The organism is Porcipelethomonas ammoniilytica, from assembly GCF_025567485.1.
GTDB classification, from domain to species: Bacteria; Bacillota; Clostridia; order Oscillospirales; family Ruminococcaceae; genus Porcipelethomonas; species Porcipelethomonas ammoniilytica.
This window is the reverse complement of the sequence record NZ_JAOQKH010000001.1, coordinates 35,616-54,480: the sequence shown is the minus strand read 5'-3', so window position 1 is coordinate 54,480 and position 18,865 is coordinate 35,616. Positions and strand designations below refer to the sequence as shown.

Here is an 18,865-nt window from a genome sequence, read left to right as displayed (position 1 = left end):
TAATATAATTATTTATCTATAATCATGAATCCTATTATCCTTGTTATACTTATCCAATAATTCATAAATATCAACGTAATATTTTTTCTTATTACTTCTGTCTACATAAACTGTTGCCGTCATGCCTATTAATCCTGATATATCATCAGTGATGTTTTCAGAACTGTAAAGATATGTTTCACCATCATACGGATTTATGACCTCGCACTCTGCTTTATATGGATGACGATTATTAATAGTCATGTTATAATTCATTGTAACATTAGTAATTATTCCGCTTAGTTTATCTCCTGATTTCTTTAGGATTTTTATACGACGCCCCATTATGATGTTTATTATAAGAAATACTGCTCCGATTACGGCAAATGAACCGCCAATTCCTAAAAATATATACTCAAATACTTTTGAATCTGTTCTTACATCTGAAGGATCATCAGGATCGTAATACACTTCAATTTCTTTGCCCTCATACATGCTTGAATTATATTCATTAATATTTTTTTCTAAGACCTCGCCGTCAACTGTATATTCAATCCAAACATCATAATGGGTATGATTTTTACCATTTCTTCTGTAACTGTCTGCACTTATACTTATTATTTCAGCTTTTGTCTTTTGAGCGGAATTCATAAACGCTGATGTTCTTGCCAATGATATACCGCCTATAACAACCAGTATCATTCCAATTATAAAAAATATAGCACCTATAATTGTAAATACGGTTTTACCTTTTTTGATTTTCATATGTTTATCCTCTCTGGAGTACGATATTCATGCTTTTCATAATATCCGATAAGAATGCCGTTATCATCTCTAAGAGCGATCATATATACGTCCTTATTTTCTTTCGGATTATGAAAAGTAAAAATTCTGTTATTTTCCGTGCTTGCACTGAACCAATCGACAACTTTTTTTATTTTAGAATTTGAATCCTCATTATGACAATTTAAAAGCGATTTTCCTATCAGTTCAATACCGCCTCTTTTAGCATATCTTTCAACTGCTTCCGGATTCATATAAATTATTTCATGTGAAAGATTACATATAACTATCGGACATATATCCTGATCAATTATACTTTTAAAATATATTGAAAGTTCCATAAAGTCCTCCTTCTTACAAAATACACATAGCATCCCCAAAACTGAAAAATCTATATTTTTCTTCAACTGCAATTTTATACGCATTCATAGTATTTTCGTAACCTAAAAATGCCGACACAAGCATTATCAGCGTACTTTCCGGCAAATGAAAATTAGTGATAAGTCCGTCAAGAAGCTTGAATTTATATCCCGGATAAATGAAAATGTCAGTATATCCGTCTCCGGACTTTACCAAACCGTTTTCAAGCTCCATACTTTCAAGAGTACGGCATGAAGTTGTACCTACAGCTATAACACGTCCGCCGGACGCTTTTGTGCGATTGATCTTTTCAGCAGTTTCCTCACTTAAATGATAGTGTTCGCTATGCATTTTATGATTTAATATATCGTCCTCTTTTACCGGACGGAATGTTCCGAGTCCTACATGCAAGGTAACATAAGCAATATCAACACCCATTGACCGGATTTCTTCAAGTTGCTCTTTAGTAAAATGCAGTCCGGCAGTAGGAGCAGCGGCAGAACCCAACTCTTTAGAATAAACCGTCTGATAACGTTCCTTATCCTCCAGCTTTTCGGTTATGTAAGGAGGCAAAGGCATTTGTCCGATTTCATCAAGTACTGCATAAAAATTCCCTTCACATGAAAATTTTACGATTCTGTTTCCATCATCTTTTACTTCAATAACTTTTGCAGTTAGTATACCGTTCCCAAAAGAAAATTCTGTACCAACCTTAGCTTTTTTTCCCGGACGGCAAATAATTTCCCAAAGCTTATCTCCTTTCTGCTCCAGAAGCAGAAATTCAATAAAGCTTCCCGTATCTTTTTTCTCACCGTAAAGTCTTGCAGGTAAAACTCTTGAATCATTGAGTACCAATAAATCACCTTTTTTAAGGTAATCGCATAAATTATAGAAACGGGAATGAACAATATCTCCAGTTTTCCTGTCTATTTTCATTAGTCTTGATGAATTTCTAGGCTCTGCAGGAGTCTGAGCTATTAATTCTTCCGGTAAATTATAGTAAAAATCAGATTTTTTCATTTTTATTCCCCTAAATTTAAAAAAGTGTATTGACATAACAAGAATAACATGATATTATAAAAACTATGGTAGAGGTGCGGCTGCGATGAGTAGCGTCTGACAGGAAAACCATTCCGACTTTTTATGCAGACGTAAAAGGCAATGCTGCCGAAGAACAGATCCCGGTAAAATCTGTTCTGATTGCAGTCTTAACAGGATTGCGATTGTCATCAGCGTTTGATGGAGAGCTATCGGCATTCAATTTAAATATAGTTGTAATGTCAATATTTCTATTATATCGTATGATGAGCCGGTTTTCAACCGGTTTTTTTAATTTATTATTTTTAACTATTTTAACTATGTAAGGAGTTAGTAAAAATGAAGCATTACAAAGCAGGTATTATCGGCGCCACAGGTATGGTAGGTCAGAGATTTGCCACATTACTGGAAAATCACCCTTGGTTTGAGGTTACGGCTCTTGCCGCTTCTCCAAGATCTGCCGGAAAAACCTATGAAGAGGCGGTAGGAAACAGATGGGCTATGACTTCTCCTATGCCTGAAAAAATGAAGAATATGGTTGTATTAAATGCCGTTGACGATATTGAAAAAATTGCAGGTCTTGTTGACTTTGTATTTTGTGCAGTTGACATGAAAAAAGACGAAATAAAAGCTCTTGAAGAAAAATATGCAAAAGCTGAAATTCCCGTTGTTTCAAACAACTCTGCTCACAGAGGTACTCCAGATGTTCCTATGGTAGTACCGGAAATAAACGATGATCATATTCAAATCATAGAATCACAGAGAAAGCGTCTTGGAACAAAAAAAGGTTTTATTGCGGTAAAATCAAACTGTTCAATCCAAAGCTATGTTCCTGCACTTAATCCTTTGATGGAATACGGTATTACAAAAGTCCTCGCATGCACATATCAGGCAATTTCAGGCGCAGGCAAAACTTTTGAAACATGGCCTGAAATGCTCGACAATCTTATTCCTTTTATCGGCGGAGAAGAAGAAAAATCTGAACAGGAACCTCTAAAAGTATGGGGACACATTGAAGGCGACAAGATCGTAAACGCTCAAACTCCTTCTATCACAACACAGTGCCTTAGAGTTCCGGTTTCAGACGGTCATACAGCTGCTGTTTTTGTATCATTTGACAAAAAACCTTCCAAAGAAGAAATTCTTAATAAGTGGGCTGCATTCAAGGGCGCTCCGCAGGAGCTTGATCTGCCGTCGGCTCCAAAGCAGTTTATTCACTATTTTGAAGAGGATAATCGTCCTCAGGCTAAGCTGGACAGAAATCTTGAAGGCGGTATGGCAGTTTCTGTAGGAAGACTCAGAGAAGACACTCAGTATGATTACAAATTCGTATGCCTGTCTCACAATACGCTTAGAGGTGCGGCAGGCGGCGGCGTACTCCTGGCTGAGCTGTTGGCTGCTAATGGTTATTTTGATTAATTTACATTATTATATAATTAAAAGTTAGCTGTTGATATAAATGGCTTACTATACGATTGACTTTATTAAGGAGGTCAAAGTAAATGAAAAATACAATTTTTACCGGTGCCGGCGTTGCAATTATAACACCGATGAATGCAGACGGTTCAATTAATTATGACGGATTTGCTGAAAATATTGAATACCAGATTGCTAACGGCACTGATGCTATAATCGTATGCGGTACAACCGGCGAAGCATCGACAATGACTGATGACGAACATATTGAATGCATCAGATTTGCTGTTGAAAAAACTGCCGGAAGAATACCAGTTATTGCCGGAACAGGCAGCAATGATACAAAATATGCGGTAGAGCTTTCAAAGATTGCTCAGGAAAAGGGTGCAGACGGACTTCTGCTTGTAACTCCTTATTATAATAAGGCATCGCAAAAAGGTCTAGTAGCACATTTTACAGCAATAGCAGACGCTGTTGACATTCCAATTATTTTGTATAATATTCCAGGCCGTACAGGCGTCAGCATTGACATGAATACTTATAAAATTCTTGGCCAGCACAAAAATATCGTTGCTGTCAAGGAAGCCAGCGGAAACATAAGCTATACTTCAAAGCTTATTGCACAATGCGGCGATCTACTGGACGTTTACAGCGGTAATGATGATATCATTGTTCCTATGATGTCTATCGGCGCTAAGGGAGTTATATCTGTTATTTCAAATATTATGCCAAAGGAAACACATGAAATCACTCAGCTTTGTCTTGCAAACAACTGTGAAGAAGCAGCAAAGCTTCAAATGAAGTATCTTGAACTTATCAATAACCTGTTTATTGAAGTCAATCCTATTCCTATAAAGGAAGCTATGAATCAAATGAAAATGCCGTCGGGACCTTGCAGACTTCCTCTATGTGAAATGACCGACGAACACATCGAAACATTGAAAAATTCTATGAAAAAAATCGGTTTGATTTAATATATACGGAAAGGATCATAAAATGACTAAGATTGTAATTTGCGGTGCAAACGGCAAAATGGGACAGACAATTTACCGCTGTATTAAAGAGCGCAAGGACTGTAAAGTTATAGGCGGTATTGATATTAATACTCATCAGTATGCTGATTTTCCTATTTACAGTTCTGTTAATGAACTGCCCGAAAAGCCTGACGCTATTATCGACTATTCTCATCCTTCCTGCCTTACACCTCTTCTGGAATATTGCATGACAACAGGAACTCCTATAGTTTTAGCAACAACAGGCTACAGTGACGAACAAATTTCTGAAATTAAAAAGGCTTCTGCTCAGATTCCGGTATTTTTCTCATGGAATATGTCATTAGGTATTAATCTGCTGGTTCAGCTTGCTAAAAAAGCAACTGCAATTTTAGGAGATCAGTTTGATATTGAAATTATTGAAAAGCATCATAATCAAAAAATTGACGCGCCCAGCGGTACTGCTTTAATGATCGCTAACGCTATAAATGAGACCAGAAACGATGACATGAAATATACTTATGACAGACACTCACAGCGCAAAAAACGTGAACCGAATGAAATCGGTATTCACGCTGTAAGAGGCGGTACTATTGTTGGTGTACATGAAGTTTTGTTTGCAGGAAATGATGAAACTGTCACAATTTCTCATTCTGCCGCATCAAAAACCGTTTTTGCTGAAGGTTCTATAAATGCTGCAATTTTTGTTAAATCACAAAAACCTGGTCTTTACGATATGGGAAGTATTGTTGGTTAATTCAAATTAATAAGCGTGCTTTTTTCATTTAAAAGCACGCTTTTATTTATTCACATAAATATTTCACAATGTCTAAAGGTTTATCAGCAATATAATCTGCTCCTGCATTTACTAATTCTTCAAGAGTCCTGAATCCCCAAAGGCAGCCAATAGTTTTAATTCCGGCATTTTTTCCGGTTTTTATATCAATACATGTATCACCGATCATGACAGTATTTTCCTTGGAAATATTGAGCTTATCCATTATATTATCAACTATTGCCGGACTGGGCTTTACAGGATTTCCTTCAGATTTTCCAAAAACCTCTGAAAAAAGTTCATCGCCAAAATAATATGAAATAACGTTTTCTGTAAATTCATGAGTTTTATTTGAAGCTACTGCCAGTTCAAAACCTTTTTCTTTCAACGTATTCAGCATTTTTTCAATACCGTCATAGATATATGTTTTTACAGTATAATTCTTATTATAATAATTATTATATAATGACAATGCTTCATCAAATTTATCCTGATTTTCTACGGGAAGCGCACGTTCAATAAGTTTTGCAACCCCGTCTCCTACCAGATAATTAAATTCCGAAAGCTCATGCTCAGGAAAACCAAGAATACGCATTGCATAGTTAGTTGCCTCGGCAATATCTGCCAGTGAATTTACTAATGTTCCGTCCAGATCAAAAATTGCTAATTTCATTTTATCGCCTCCATTTATATTATAACACTCATACTACATTTGTGCAATTAAAAAAAGCAGGGTTTAAAACCTGCTTTTTTATTTATATTGCCTTAAGCTTTACTGCTGCCCAGCCTTCTCCTTCAGCAGTATCTATAACTTCAAATCCAGCGTGAACTACGGCATTAACTACCTCGTCCTTACGCTCGGTTATAATACCAGATATAATCAAGATTCCATTATTTTTAAGCTTTTGATGAAAAATATCCTTCATTGCAATTAAAACGTCCGCAACAATATTAGCAGTAATTAAATCATATCCGCCTCCGATTTTTTCACACAGTTCCTTATTACTGATAACATCTCCGCAATATACCATATACTTATCCTTGGTAATATTATTTTTTGCGGCATTTTCAATAGCAGTTTCAACGGCATTCTGTTCAATATCAACGGCTGTTACTTCACTTGCACCAAGAAGCATTGCACCTATTGAAAGTATCCCGCTGCCGCAACCAAGATCCAGTACTCTATCTCCGGAATTCAATGATTCTTCAAGAAGCTCAAGACAAAGCTTTGTCGTATTGTGCTGCCCTGTTCCAAAGCTTGACGCCGGATCAATATCCAATATCACTCTTCCGTCAGTGTTACTGCATTCTTCCCATGACGGTTTTACAAGCAATTTTTTACCGACCTTCAACGGTTTAAAATACTGTTTCCAGTTATTTGCCCAGTCTTCCTCTTTAACCTGTAACAATTCCAATTCAAGACGTCCGAAAATATTATTTTTATCATTACTTTTCATTTGCTTAAGCAATGTTTTCAAGGATATCATCATTTCCATTCCCTGAGAATTGTCAGGAAGATAAACTGTAAGGCATGTTTCACAGTTACTAAGATTCATAAGATCATCGTCAATATAATCCCATTTACCATTCTTATTTTCCAGAAACTCTTTAAAATCATTTGAATCCTTAATAACAAATCCCTTTATTCCAATATCCATTAAGGAAGCACACAATATATCAATACCTTCGGTTTCCGTATATATATTAACTTCTGTCCAGTTCATTTTCTAATTTCCTTTATTTATTTTTTTAAACAAATACACTGCGTCACGTTCATCTATAATCTTATCATTATTTACATCCATATTATAACTTGTTGGAAAATCTGTTTCATAAGGCTTAGCAAGATATCTGTTCAGGCATATTAAATCTGTCTTATTAATTTTACCGTCCAGATTTACATCACCTTTCTTTAGCGGATTTGTTGTAGTTGTAACAGCAGTAGTTACCGGTTTGGTTGTAGTTGTAGTTTTGACTGTAGTTTTAACAGTAGTAGTCGTAGTAACTTTTTGAGTCGTAGTAGCCTGAGTTGAAGCTGGTCCCGAATAATTAAGATATTCCATACAAATCCAGCCGCTTTTACTGTTATATGCCGCTTTTCCCCAGTTAGCGCTTACAGAGCTTATATTTACAACAGCATTATATGGAACAAGGCATACCGTAGAATTTTGTCCTCCTATTCCCGAACGCATATAGACTCCGGTTGATGAATTCACTTTATAATTACCTGTCTTATAGCTATACGAGCTCTCTGTATACTTAGTGTATTCCAAATAAATCCAGCCTGTTTTATCTTTATACTCAACCTGTCCCCATTCGTTATTATAAACGCGTGTTACTACAACAGTAGTACTCTTTGGAATCGTTAAAAGTACATTTGAAGAAGTACTATAAGACTGCCTTAAATTAAGTGCGTCAGTAGTTATATAATGTCCGGTCAAGTATTTAGGTGTCGTAACCGATGTATCGTCAATCTTTGAAGGAAGGTTTTTACCCTTGTAAAGCCTTACCTGAAGCATTCCGGCAGCATCATAATAATCAAACAGCTTGTCCGTTTTATTCTGCGCCGGATCTATCATATAAACTTCACCGTTTTTAATAGTATCTATAGCAATCCAATGTCCGTCATATTTAACAGACATAACAATATAATACCCTTGATTTATGTAATTTTTCAGTTCATTTGTTATGCTTGATTTAGTATTAGAAGAAAATGACGCTTTCTTTTCAAAAGTAAAATTCGGCACTAATCCTGAAACTGCGCCCCAATATACATTTCCATAATTATCAAATCCTCCGTTTTTACTGAGATAATCACACAAGGTTCCCGGATTAAAGGAACTTTCACTCTTTGAACCTGAATGAACAACTAAAATTGCAATTGAAGTAACTGCACATCCGATTTCCGCCATTGTGTCGCCGCATGAGCCTAACGTTTTATTTCCCCATCTGGAATCGCCTTGAGTCCAATCCTTATAGCCGTCAGCAGCAAAAACTGTAAAAGACGTGCAAAACATAAAAATTACGGCTATAAATGATGCAATTATTTTATTAAATTTTCTGACCATAACCGTTCCTCTTTTTCTTAATTAAAATGTAATCTTATTTTCATCCAAAATCGTTACGTTTAACCAAAATGTAACTTTTATAATTACTTATTTATTATAACATGACTTTAATGGTTTTTCAATCCATAATATTGTCCATATTTCACTCTGCTTTTTGTAACATTTTACTAATAATATAACAAAATTACATTAAAGCAGCTATATATTACAAAAAGATTACATAAAAAATAAAAAAATGGCTGCATAAATACAACCATTTTTAATAATTTTTGATTTAACGCATACCTTACTGCAATTATTTCATCGAAATTTTCTCCTTCCTTGAACGCTTTACAAAATAAATTACACACTCTATTACCAAAACTGCTGAGGTTATTGCAATGAAAAACGGAACTAATCCCCAACCGCCGCTGCTTTCACTTCTTAGCGTATCAGCTTTTTTTCCGAGATCGTTATTACTGTTCTGCTGATTTTTTCCTGCTGCGGAATTTTGAACGATCTCATTATCAGACTTGTTAGCATTAGCATCGCTGCTTCCTTTTGTTACAATAACACCGCCGTTTTTATCAGCAAGGTAAGCACTGACCCATGCAAGCGGAGTATTCCAGTTAATAGTACATTCATTTACAGACCATGCTTCAATATTATCCATATAGCACTTTGCCGGCGCTCTTTCTCCCAACTTCCAGCCTGATCCCCTCACCCACGGATCCTGCATACCCGAATTAGGTCCGCCTACAAGCACACCGTTAGGCGCTTTCGGAAAAGTTGAATCAGCCTGATATGACCACCATCTATGATGAGGATTCTCAACAGCATGAGTTCCATAACCTGTAACATAGGAATAGTCCATTGGATTTCTACCGAGAATATAATCCATACCGCTTACCACTCCGTCAAGATAATCATCATCTCCGGTAAGCTCATAAGCATAAGCCATTACTATATTATTATTCATGATAAATGAATTTGAACCCCAGATATAACCATGTTTGTCAATTTTATAGTTAATAGTTCCCGGTTCATACGGCTGACCATACCCCTGCTTTTCAGTAAGTTCTTCATAATAATCGGCTGCGTCAGAAATACTTTTAGTAAGCTGTTCCTTCGCCTGAGTACCCATCTTATCTGTATTCAAAGCCATTGAAAGATTACCCAGTGCGGCAACATGAGCCCAGTTAAAGCTGCCTGAACTGTCAACATCTTCTCCGCCGGATAGCTTTACTTCCATTTTCAGATAATGAGGCGACGATTCAATATCTTTCTGATATGCAAGATCACCTGTAGCAAGAAAAAGCTCACATGCTGCCCAGTAAAACTCATCTGTTGCATCGTCATCACCATAAGGACCGCCGCCGACTGATTCGTCAAGAGGAGCATACATATCAGGATGCTTTTTTGCAGCCTCATAAGCAGTTTCAGCATTTGTGAGACACTGTTCTGCAAACTGAGGATCAATATTCTTCCAGAGACGGTAAGCCTGTGCCGCACATGCCGCCATATTAAGTGTTGCAGCAGTCGTGGGCGGTTTAATAATACGCTCTTCCGGATCATCGGCAGGTGCAAGAGCAAGGGCAGTCCATTTTGCATCATGTACCTTATGATATACCATTCCAGCATAATCTCCGCTTGTAACCATCATTTTGAACATCCATTCCATCTCATATCTTGCTTCATCAAGAAGATCAGGATAACCATTTGCATTTTCCGGTATACTCATAGTTCCGTCCGCATAAACAGCTTCACTTCCGTTTTTCAGAGCCATCTCATATTGATTTTGCATTGTCCAGAGTGAAATACCACCATTTACAACATATTTGCCGTGATCTCCGGCATCATACCAGCCTCCGGTCACGTCCTGAGTTCCGCTGCTGCCGGAATAACCCCATGTCTGTTCAATTGTTGCAACATCGGACGGATGCCCTGCTGCTCGTGCCAGAGAAGAACTGTCTCCGGAAATTATATATTGACTCTCTATATCAATACCGCTTCTGTTTTGATAAAAATAGTTGAGAGAGTCGTAAAGCATATAAGAATACATCTCGCCGTTTCCTATCTGAAATTCACGGCTTTTAGCGCCATCTTCAGCTTCAATGTAGTAAGTACCTTGCTGATCATAATCAGAAAAATCCAGTTCATGAACATTATCTATTGAATCGGCATCTAGTCCTTTAGGCTCTGACTCACCCTCATAAACAGTCTGACCGCCGGAATCCTTCAATTCAAATTTTACAGGAGATGTTGAATCTGAAAGGAGCGTAGCCTTTTTATTCATCTGCGGAAAATACCCCAACTGATTTGTAAGAATATCAGATCTTACCCATTCTTCTTCCGGCTGATAATCATATTCATCACTTGTAGTACATTCCAATGACATATTATCAAATGTAAAAACCGTTCCCTCCGAAACAGTATCTCCGCCGATATGGAATGCCCATTCCACTTCAGCAGTTCTGTTGGCGGTAAATGTTCCCTCTACTTTTTTGGTCTGATTTGCCTGAAGCTGCTGAACATTCCAAAACGCTTCGTGCTGAGACGGATCAGGTTCGCCGTGCCAGTCCTCGGCAAAAGGCTCTGCCATATCTCCTATTTTTGTATAATAAGTACAATCGTTGCTTGCAGTTATTTCAAAAGAAACCTTATATGTATTGCCGCTTACAATCGTAAGTCCTCTGTGACGAAATTGACAGTCCCATCTGTCCTCACCGCCTTTTGAAGCTCCGCCCGGATTTACAATTGTTATTTTATAAACGCCTCCGGAAATTTCAAATTCCATTTTTCCCGGAGCAGACTCACATACGTGCCATGGAAGTCCGACGCCATTTTCAAAATCAGTCTGTCCCAGCTGCTGACCGGCAGACACAAATGTTGACGGTGTAATCGACATACCGACTAAGCTTAAAGCTGTTGCAGCAGAAACCGCTATTAATGAAAGTGATTTTTTTATTTTATTTTTGGTCATTGTATTCCCTCCTGTTTCAATAATATTACTTTAATACATTTTTTCAAAAATGTAAAGGGGAAAAAAGAAATTTTATAATATTTCAGTTAGATAATTCCAAAGCATTCATATAAAAATCATTTACATCGTTCATAAACTGCCTTGAAAGCTGACTTGTCAAATTTTTATCAATTTTATCATAAAAATCCTTTTCAATATCATGAGGGATTTCACCGTTATACTGCTTATCCAGCTCATCATACTCCTCATTCAATTCCTCTAAATATTCCTCACCTTCTTCCGTCATAAAAATATTACTATGACCGTTTAATTTACCGTCAATTTCCTTATATACAACATTCGGATTTGTAATTTCATCTTTATGTGAAATAATTGAAGCGCCGTCAAATTTTACCACTTCATCCCCCGTACCATGAATAATCATTACATGAGCGTCTGAAGAATTTATAGAATCTACCGCTGAAATATTAGCTTTACTTCCAAAGGTAAGCTTATTATTAAGCCAAATAAAAGGATATTCAATATAGGTAAGAGGTTTTCCCATCATATTTTCAGAAAACTCTGCCGTTATTCCCATAGGAGTGTCATATCCGGAAATACTGACCGAAGCTTTAATATCATGATCAGATCCAAGAACCGCCGCTGCGGCATATCCTCCCCAGCTATGACCGTAAAGCAATACCGGAAGCCCGTTCAGTTCATCATTTGATTCAATATATGTAAGTGCAGCATCAAGATCTATAGCAGACTGTGCCATACCCATCATACTTTCTCCCTCACTGTTATAACAGCCTGTATTGTCAAAAGCAAATACACGATATCCATTTTCAACAAAATACACTATTTCAGAAGTATAGCTTTCCGCTCCTCCGCCCATTCCATGAGACATTACAACCAATCCATGACTGTTTTCACTGCCGAAAACATATCCGACCAAAGTATTTTCTCCTGAATCAAACTGTACAACTTTTTTATATATATCCTCAATATCATCAAATCTTAAAAATGCAGTAAAATACGAAATATCTCTCCGTTCAAAGTTTTTCCTGAAAACTGATTTTACTGCAAAAAATGAACCTATACAGAAAATCAGAATAACAGCACAAATAAAAATAATAACTATCCTTTTTATAAGCTTTCCTTTTGTTATTTTCATATAAATCTCCTATTTTCTATTTTTAAGCGATAATACCGCACAATAATGAAGGACACTAAATTTTTCTTCTGCATTTTTTCTAAGCATCTCCATATGCTCATTTTCAAATTCTTTAATCAGGTTTTTGGAAAGTGATGCACCTATTCCACGGCATGCTTTAATTCTTCCATTCCAGCTTTCTCTTGTAAAGGGTACTCTTACATCAAAAATTTCACTGCATTCAGTCTTGAAATAATCATCATAAATTTCCGGAAGTTTTATTTTGTGTCTGTAGTCACCGTATCCACTCCAGTCCGGATTATATTTCCTGATTAAATTTTCACTCATCTGCGCAATACGGTCTTCTTCCGGCAGCCAACCCATGTAAAACATACCTAATTTACCATTTGGGTTCAGCCATCGTGACGCTTTTTCAGCAAAGATATCATGATTAAAATAAAAATAACACTGACAAGCAGTAATACAGTCAAAAGTATTGTCATCAAATTTCAGATTCAAATCAGAACCTGTCAAATATTTAATACCCATATTTTCTGATAAAATTTCAGCATATTTAATTTGATTTTCTGAGATATCAGCAGCAGTTATATCAGAACCGTATTTATACATGTTTCTCGGCAGAACACCTGAACCAGTTCCCATATCCAAAACCCTTTGGAATTTACGATAAAAACCTAATTCATATATTTTATTATAAAATTCCTCAGGATAAATATCTCTGTACTTTGCATAATCTTCGGCAGCAAGTCCAAAATCAAAAGCATTTCCATTGTCAATTTTCTTCAAAATACCCTCCTATATTTTCATTGTCAGAGAAATTCTTTTTCTTTTAACGTCAACATCCATAACCCTGACCTTTACGATTTCTCCTACCTTGACAGCCTCCAGCGGATGCTTTATAAAGCGGTCGCATATCTGTGAAATGTGCACAAGACCGTCTTCGTGCACTCCGATATCAACAAACGCTCCAAAGTCTATAACATTTCTAACCGTTCCCACAAGCTCCATACCAGGCTTCAAATCCTTAATTTCCATAATATCGCCGCTTCTCATAAGCGGTGTAGGCAACTCGTCACGGGGATCCCGTCCCGGTTTCTGCAATTCTTCAATTATGTCCGTAAGAGTCGGCACACCGATTCCAAGTTTTTCACATACTGATTTTCTGCCCCTTTGATTAACTGTATCTTTGATTTTTCCCATTTCGGATGTACCAATATCAGTAAGCTTAAATCCGCACTGTTCCATAAGTCCTTTTGCAGCCTCATAGCTCTCTGGATGAACAGCTGTATTGTCCAGCGGATTTTTTCCGTCCCTTACCCTTAAAAATCCGGCGCACTGCTCAAATGCCTTTTTACCCAGCTTAGGCACTTTCAAAAGCTGTTTTCTATCGGTAAATGCACCGTTTTCTTCACGGTATGACACAATATTTTTAGCCACTGTTCCATTGATTCCCGATATATATGAAAGCAGAGAATGAGAAGCGGTATTAAGATCAACGCCTACGGAATTCACACAATCCTCAACAACACCGCAAAGAGCCTCGTTCATCCTTGCTTTGGGCATATCGTGCTGATACTGCCCTACGCCGATAGCCTTGGGATCAATTTTTACAAGTTCTGCTAAAGGATCCTGTAAACGTCTTGCAATTGAAATTGCACCCCTAATAGATACGTCAAATTCCGGAAATTCCTCCGCTGCAAGCTTAGAAGCGGAGTAAACAGAAGCTCCTGCTTCACTGACAACCATATAACTTACCTTCTGCGGTATTTCATGAAGAATTTCAGCGATAAGAGCTTCGCTTTCCCTTGAAGCCGTACCATTACCGATAGCAATAGCAGTTACGCCGTTTTTCTCAATAATAGCTTTTATTTTGGCTTTTGCAGCATTGTCCTTATCCTTACGGAACGTAGGATATACTATCGCCGAATCAAGAACCTTACCAGTACTGTCAACAACTGCCATCTTACATCCATGAGAATAACCCGGGTCAAAGCCCAGAGTAATCTGATTTTTAACAGGCGGCTGTAAAAGCAGCTGTCTCAGATTAGAAGAAAATACTTTTATTGCTCCCTCAGCGGCTTTAGCAGTCAATTCCGACCTGATCTCACGTTCCACAGACGGCATTATAAGACGCTTACAGCTATCCTGTGCGGCAGTTTTAACAAGTTCTCCGCACCTGCTGTTATTTTTAACAAACATTTTTTCAGCAACAGAAAAACAAAATTCCTCGTCAATTACTACAGAAACCTTTAATGCTCCCTCTTTTTCACCTCTGTCAAGGGCAAGGATTCTGTGTCCGGCAACTCTGGATACGCCCTCGCTGAATTCATAATAATTCTGATATACTGTTTCTGCTTCCTCATCTGTTGCCCTGGATTCTATTTTTGCCGCTTTTTCATAAAGCGCTCTGATTTTCTTTCTGAGTTCCGCATTATCTGAAATGTCCTCCGCAATTATATCCATTGCGCCCTGCAATGCGGCGTCTGCCGTTTCAATTTCCTTTTCAGAATTTATATACTTTTCAGCTTCTGATTCCGGATCGCTGTCGATATTCTGTTCAATAATAAATTCTGCAAGAGGTTCAAGTCCCTTGTCACGGGCTACGCTTGCTCTGGTTTTTCTTTTGGGCTTGAATGGTCTATATATATCCTCAACTTCAACAAGCGTTATAGCTTTTTCAAGTGCCTCTGAAATTTCTTCAGTCAGCTTACCCTGTTCTTCAATTGACGAACTTACTTCATTTTTTCTGTTTTCCAGATTACGCAGATATGAAAGTCTGTCATTCAGTTCCCTGAGAATCTGATCGTCAAGCGAACCTGTAAGCTCTTTTCTGTATCTTGCAATAAAAGGTATCGTTTTACCTTCATCAATAAGTGTTACAGTATTGTCAACCTGTTCCTGTCTTAATTTGAATTCTTCCGCTAATTTTTTATTAATGTCCATAATTTACTGCCTTTCAAAAAAGTATATTATAATTTTAACATTTTTTTATTAATTTTTCAACACAAAAAAATCCCTTCCAGAAAATTACTTTCTGAAAGGGATTAAATTAAATAATTTCCTCTGTTTCACATTTTTTAGGTCTTGACATAAGTTTTCCCAAAGCTTCTTTAACATTGCCTTTATTAAAAAGTACGTTATTGAGCTGCTCGGTAATCGGCATGGAAACTCCTACTTTATTTGCAAGCTCAAGAGCCACTTTACAGCAGTTATAGCCTTCAACCGTACCTACAAGCTTTACCGCCTCTTCGGGGCTTACTCCCTGACCGATAAGAATCCCCGCACGTCTGTTTCTGCTGTGCATACTGGTACATGTAACAATAAGGTCGCCTATTCCGGTAAGTCCTGCAAAGGTTGAGGCAGACGCTCCAAGGGCTACGCCAAGTCTTCCGATTTCAGTGATACCTCTTGTCATGAGAGCAGCTTTGGTATTGTCGCCGTAATTTAAACCGTCGCATATTCCGGCGCAGACCGCAATTATATTTTTTAGAGCTCCGCCTATTTCACAGCCTACCACATCACTATTTATATAAATTCTGAAAACATTACTGCTCATCGTATCCTGAATATAAGCCGCCGCTTCCATATCTTCCGAAGCTGCCACCACGGTTGTTGGAATACCAAGAGCAACCTCCTCGGCATGAGACGGTCCGGAGAGAATTACAATAGGCGATTTCTTTACTTCTTCTCGGATAACATCGCTGATAAGCTTATGAGTACCGTTTTCCAGTCCTTTGCTGGTATTGACAACTACCATTTCTTCAGTTATAAAAGGTGATGCTTTTCTGACCACGTCTCTCACATAAGGAGACGGTATTCCAAGAAGAACAATGTCGCTGCCTATTACGCATGAAATATCTGCATTAAGCTCAATTGATTCAGGAATCTTTACTCCCGGCAGCTTTGACTTATGTTCTCCGTCGGCTTTTATATTATCAAGTTCTTTCTGAAATGCCGACCAGACTGTAACCTTATGACCTATACGGTTCAGCATAACAGCAAGAGACATTCCGAATCCTCCGGAACCCAGTATTGTTATCTTTGCCATATTTATTCCTCCTTTTTATGAAATGAAAATCTATTTTCAGTTCCATTTTTCAGTCTGGTAATATTGGTTCTGTGCATAAATATTACCAGTATACATATAGGCAGCGTTAATACTGCATAAACAACAGACAATTTTAAAGCAGTACCCTCAGCAAAATATTGCATTAAAAAAGTAATAAACGGACAGCAAATCGTAGCAATAATTGACGATAAAGAAACATATTTACTAAATGCCAGAATAACTGCAAAAATCAAAATTAATATTCCGAATACAATCGGATCTATTACTAAAAATACTGAAACTCCTACAAGTACGCCTTTACCGCCCTTAAATCCGTAATAAAGCGGAAAAATATGACCGATAACCGCAAAAAAGCCGGCAATATAACCGATAAAATGCACGTCATTATCAGGTCCAAGTCCCACTCCTAACAAGCCGCATATAAGCTTACAGATAATAACAGCTATAATACCTTTAAGCAGATCTCCTATAAGAGTAAACGCTGCCGGAAGCTTGCCAAAGCATCTTAGTGTATTGGTAAGTCCGGCATTAAAGCTGCCGAACTTTCTGATATCCTCACCCTTCAAAAGCTTTACTACTATAATCGAAGAATTACAGCTGCCCAAAAGATATGAAACTACTGCTGAAAATACAACTGCCATAAGAATCTGTAAAACCATTATTTGTCTCCTCGTTCCCTTACTACAAATCTTACAGGCGTACCGGAAAGTCCGAATGTGCCTCTTATCTGATTTTCAAGATAACGCTGATATGAAAAGTGGAATAAATCAGAACGATTTACAAAAGTTACAAATGTAGGCGGTTTAGTAGACGCCTGCGTCATATAATAAATTTTCAGTCTTCTGCCTTTATCCGAAGGCGGCTGTACTCTTGTAGTAGCATATGCAAGAACATCGTTTAGCATACCTGTTGAAATTCTCATACAATTCTGCTCATTGACATATTTTATCATCTCAAACAGCTTATTCACTCTTTGTCCGGTCTTAGCAGATATGAAAATAAAAGGAACATATGACATAAAGCTAAAGTCATTTTCCAATTTCGTCTGAAATTCCTTCATTGTATTATCGCCTTTTTCAATTGCATCCCATTTATTTACAGCAATTATTGACGCTTTTCCCTGTTCATGAGCATAACCGGCAATTTTTGAATCCTGTTCAGTAAATCCCACTTCAGCATCAATGACGATAACGCATACGTCAGCTCTGTCAACAGCCATATATGCACGCAGCACACTGTAATGTTCTATTCTTTCATTTACCTTTGATTTTTTTCTGATTCCTGCCGTATCAATAAATACAAATTTACCTTCATCATTTTCAATGACAGTATCCGTTGCGTCACGGGTAGTACCGGCAATATTTGAAACGATTACCCGTTCTTCACCTGCTATTTTATTTATCAAAGAAGACTTACCCACATTCGGTTTTCCTATAATAGCAACCTTAATGTAATCCTCTTCGTAATCCTCTGTTTTATCATCAGGAAAATATTTAAATATTTCATCAAGCAGATCTCCTGTTCCATGACCATGCTGAGAAGAGATCGGAAAAGGATCTCCCAGACCAAGATTATAAAATTCATATATTTCAACAGGAGTTTCACCGATAGTATCACATTTGTTTACTGCAAGCACCACAGGTTTCCCGCTTTTTTGAAGCATTAAAGCAACCTCATGATCAGTTGAAGTCACTCCGCACCTGACATCCGTTACCAGAACAATAACATCAGCTCTTTCAATAGCAAGCTCTGCCTGACGTCTCATCTGGGACAGGATAATATCGTCGGACGCCGGTTCAATACCTCCGGTATCGACTACCATAAATTCTCTGGCACGCCACTCGCATTTTGAATAAATTCTATCTCTGGTAACGCCGGGAGTATCCTCAACTATAGAAATCCGCTGACCTACCAATTTATTAAACAGTGTTGATTTTCCGACATTTGGACGTCCAACCACTGCAACTACAGGCAATGACATTTAAACATCCCCTTTCTTTATTTAGTTTTAACATAAAAAATCTTATATAAACGGAAAGGAGAGGAAGATTGCTCCTCCTCTCCTCCTCTCAAGCATTATTCGGCATCCATTTTGATAACCTCAACGCCCTTGTAGAATCCACAATTCTTACAAACCTTATGCGGAGCCTTTAATTCACCGCAGTTATCGCATCTGCTGAACGCAGGTGCATCCAGCTTCCAAACAGCAGAACGTCTTTTATCACGTCTAGCCTTGGAAGTTTTTCTCTTTGGTACAGCCATTCCGG

17 protein-coding genes and 1 riboswitch are annotated in these 18,865 nt (G+C 37.5%); of the genes, 3 read left to right on the top strand and 14 right to left on the bottom strand.

Annotation, left to right across the window (positions count from 1 at the left end):
* Positions 1 to 12: 12 nt before the first annotated feature.
* The 3 genes from OCV67_RS00265 to queA are packed head-to-tail and all read right to left on the bottom strand — an operon-like array spanning position 13 to position 2,142.
* Positions 13 to 744 (bottom strand): DUF3592 domain-containing protein, encoded by a 732-nt coding sequence (locus tag OCV67_RS00265; RefSeq protein WP_147641851.1) that lies wholly within the window; start codon positions 742 to 744, stop codon positions 13 to 15.
* Complete coding sequence (locus OCV67_RS00260) at positions 741 to 1,103, bottom strand: PAS domain-containing protein (protein ID WP_262644110.1); 363 nt, start codon at positions 1,101 to 1,103, stop codon at positions 741 to 743. The genes OCV67_RS00265 and OCV67_RS00260 overlap by 4 nt, the downstream gene beginning before the upstream one ends.
* 13 nt (positions 1,104 to 1,116) lie before the next feature.
* Positions 1,117 to 2,142 carry a tRNA preQ1(34) S-adenosylmethionine ribosyltransferase-isomerase QueA gene (gene queA / locus OCV67_RS00255; protein ID WP_178084940.1) on the bottom strand — a complete coding sequence of 342 codons (1,026 nt, stop codon included), beginning with the start codon at positions 2,140 to 2,142 and terminating at the stop codon, positions 1,117 to 1,119.
* 61 nt (positions 2,143 to 2,203) lie between these two features.
* Positions 2,204 to 2,380: riboswitch (Lysine riboswitch) on the top strand.
* Positions 2,381 to 2,499: 119 nt separating this feature from the next.
* Between queA and asd the strand changes: the two genes are divergently transcribed.
* The 3 genes from asd (at position 2,500) to dapB (ending at position 5,325) form a co-directional block, all read left to right on the top strand.
* Positions 2,500 to 3,579 (top strand): aspartate-semialdehyde dehydrogenase, encoded by a 1,080-nt coding sequence (gene asd, locus OCV67_RS00250; protein WP_147641849.1) that lies wholly within the window; start codon positions 2,500 to 2,502, stop codon positions 3,577 to 3,579.
* Positions 3,580 to 3,662: 83 nt separating this feature from the next.
* Positions 3,663 to 4,550 (top strand): 4-hydroxy-tetrahydrodipicolinate synthase, encoded by an 888-nt coding sequence (dapA, locus tag OCV67_RS00245; RefSeq protein ID WP_147641848.1) that lies wholly within the window; start codon positions 3,663 to 3,665, stop codon positions 4,548 to 4,550.
* Between the two features lie 22 nt (positions 4,551 to 4,572).
* Positions 4,573 to 5,325, top strand: coding sequence for a 4-hydroxy-tetrahydrodipicolinate reductase (gene dapB / locus OCV67_RS00240; protein ID WP_147641847.1), 753 nt, complete (start codon positions 4,573 to 4,575; stop codon positions 5,323 to 5,325).
* A gap of 46 nt (positions 5,326 to 5,371) precedes the next feature.
* Here dapB and OCV67_RS00235 read toward each other — a convergent pair whose 3' ends face one another.
* The 11 genes from OCV67_RS00235 to rpmF form a co-directional block, all read right to left on the bottom strand.
* Positions 5,372 to 6,016: an HAD family hydrolase gene (locus tag OCV67_RS00235; protein ID WP_147641846.1), complete on the bottom strand. Its 645-nt coding sequence runs from the start codon at positions 6,014 to 6,016 to the stop codon at positions 5,372 to 5,374.
* An 82-nt stretch (positions 6,017 to 6,098) separates the two neighbouring features.
* Positions 6,099 to 7,067, bottom strand: a complete 969-nt coding sequence (prmA, locus tag OCV67_RS00230; protein WP_147641845.1) for a 50S ribosomal protein L11 methyltransferase — start codon at positions 7,065 to 7,067, stop codon at positions 6,099 to 6,101.
* 3 nt (positions 7,068 to 7,070) lie between these two features.
* On the bottom strand, positions 7,071 to 8,411 hold the full coding sequence (locus OCV67_RS00225; RefSeq protein WP_147641844.1) for an SH3 domain-containing protein: 1,341 nt from the start codon (positions 8,409 to 8,411) through the stop codon (positions 7,071 to 7,073).
* 295 nt (positions 8,412 to 8,706) lie between these two features.
* A complete protein-coding gene (locus tag OCV67_RS00220) occupies positions 8,707 to 11,373 on the bottom strand; it encodes a glycoside hydrolase family 9 protein (RefSeq protein ID WP_147641843.1) in 2,667 nt (888 codons plus the stop codon).
* A gap of 82 nt (positions 11,374 to 11,455) precedes the next feature.
* Positions 11,456 to 12,529 (bottom strand): alpha/beta hydrolase family protein, encoded by a 1,074-nt coding sequence (locus tag OCV67_RS00215; RefSeq protein ID WP_147641842.1) that lies wholly within the window; start codon positions 12,527 to 12,529, stop codon positions 11,456 to 11,458.
* A gap of 9 nt (positions 12,530 to 12,538) precedes the next feature.
* Positions 12,539 to 13,315, bottom strand: coding sequence for a class I SAM-dependent methyltransferase (locus OCV67_RS00210; protein ID WP_317235022.1), 777 nt, complete (start codon positions 13,313 to 13,315; stop codon positions 12,539 to 12,541).
* Between the two features lie 9 nt (positions 13,316 to 13,324).
* Positions 13,325 to 15,472, bottom strand: a complete 2,148-nt coding sequence (locus OCV67_RS00205) for a Tex family protein (RefSeq protein ID WP_147641840.1) — start codon at positions 15,470 to 15,472, stop codon at positions 13,325 to 13,327.
* A gap of 106 nt (positions 15,473 to 15,578) precedes the next feature.
* On the bottom strand, positions 15,579 to 16,577 hold the full coding sequence (locus tag OCV67_RS00200; protein WP_147641839.1) for an NAD(P)H-dependent glycerol-3-phosphate dehydrogenase: 999 nt from the start codon (positions 16,575 to 16,577) through the stop codon (positions 15,579 to 15,581).
* A 2-nt stretch (positions 16,578 to 16,579) separates the two neighbouring features.
* Positions 16,580 to 17,257 carry a glycerol-3-phosphate 1-O-acyltransferase PlsY gene (plsY, locus tag OCV67_RS00195; protein WP_147641838.1) on the bottom strand — a complete coding sequence of 226 codons (678 nt, stop codon included), beginning with the start codon at positions 17,255 to 17,257 and terminating at the stop codon, positions 16,580 to 16,582.
* Positions 17,257 to 18,579: a ribosome biogenesis GTPase Der gene (gene der / locus OCV67_RS00190; protein ID WP_147641837.1), complete on the bottom strand. Its 1,323-nt coding sequence runs from the start codon at positions 18,577 to 18,579 to the stop codon at positions 17,257 to 17,259. The genes plsY and der overlap by 1 nt, the downstream gene beginning before the upstream one ends.
* Before the next feature lie 95 nt (positions 18,580 to 18,674).
* Complete coding sequence (gene rpmF, locus OCV67_RS00185; protein ID WP_147641836.1) at positions 18,675 to 18,860, bottom strand: 50S ribosomal protein L32; 186 nt, start codon at positions 18,858 to 18,860, stop codon at positions 18,675 to 18,677.
* Between the last annotated feature and the right edge of the window lie 5 nt (positions 18,861 to 18,865).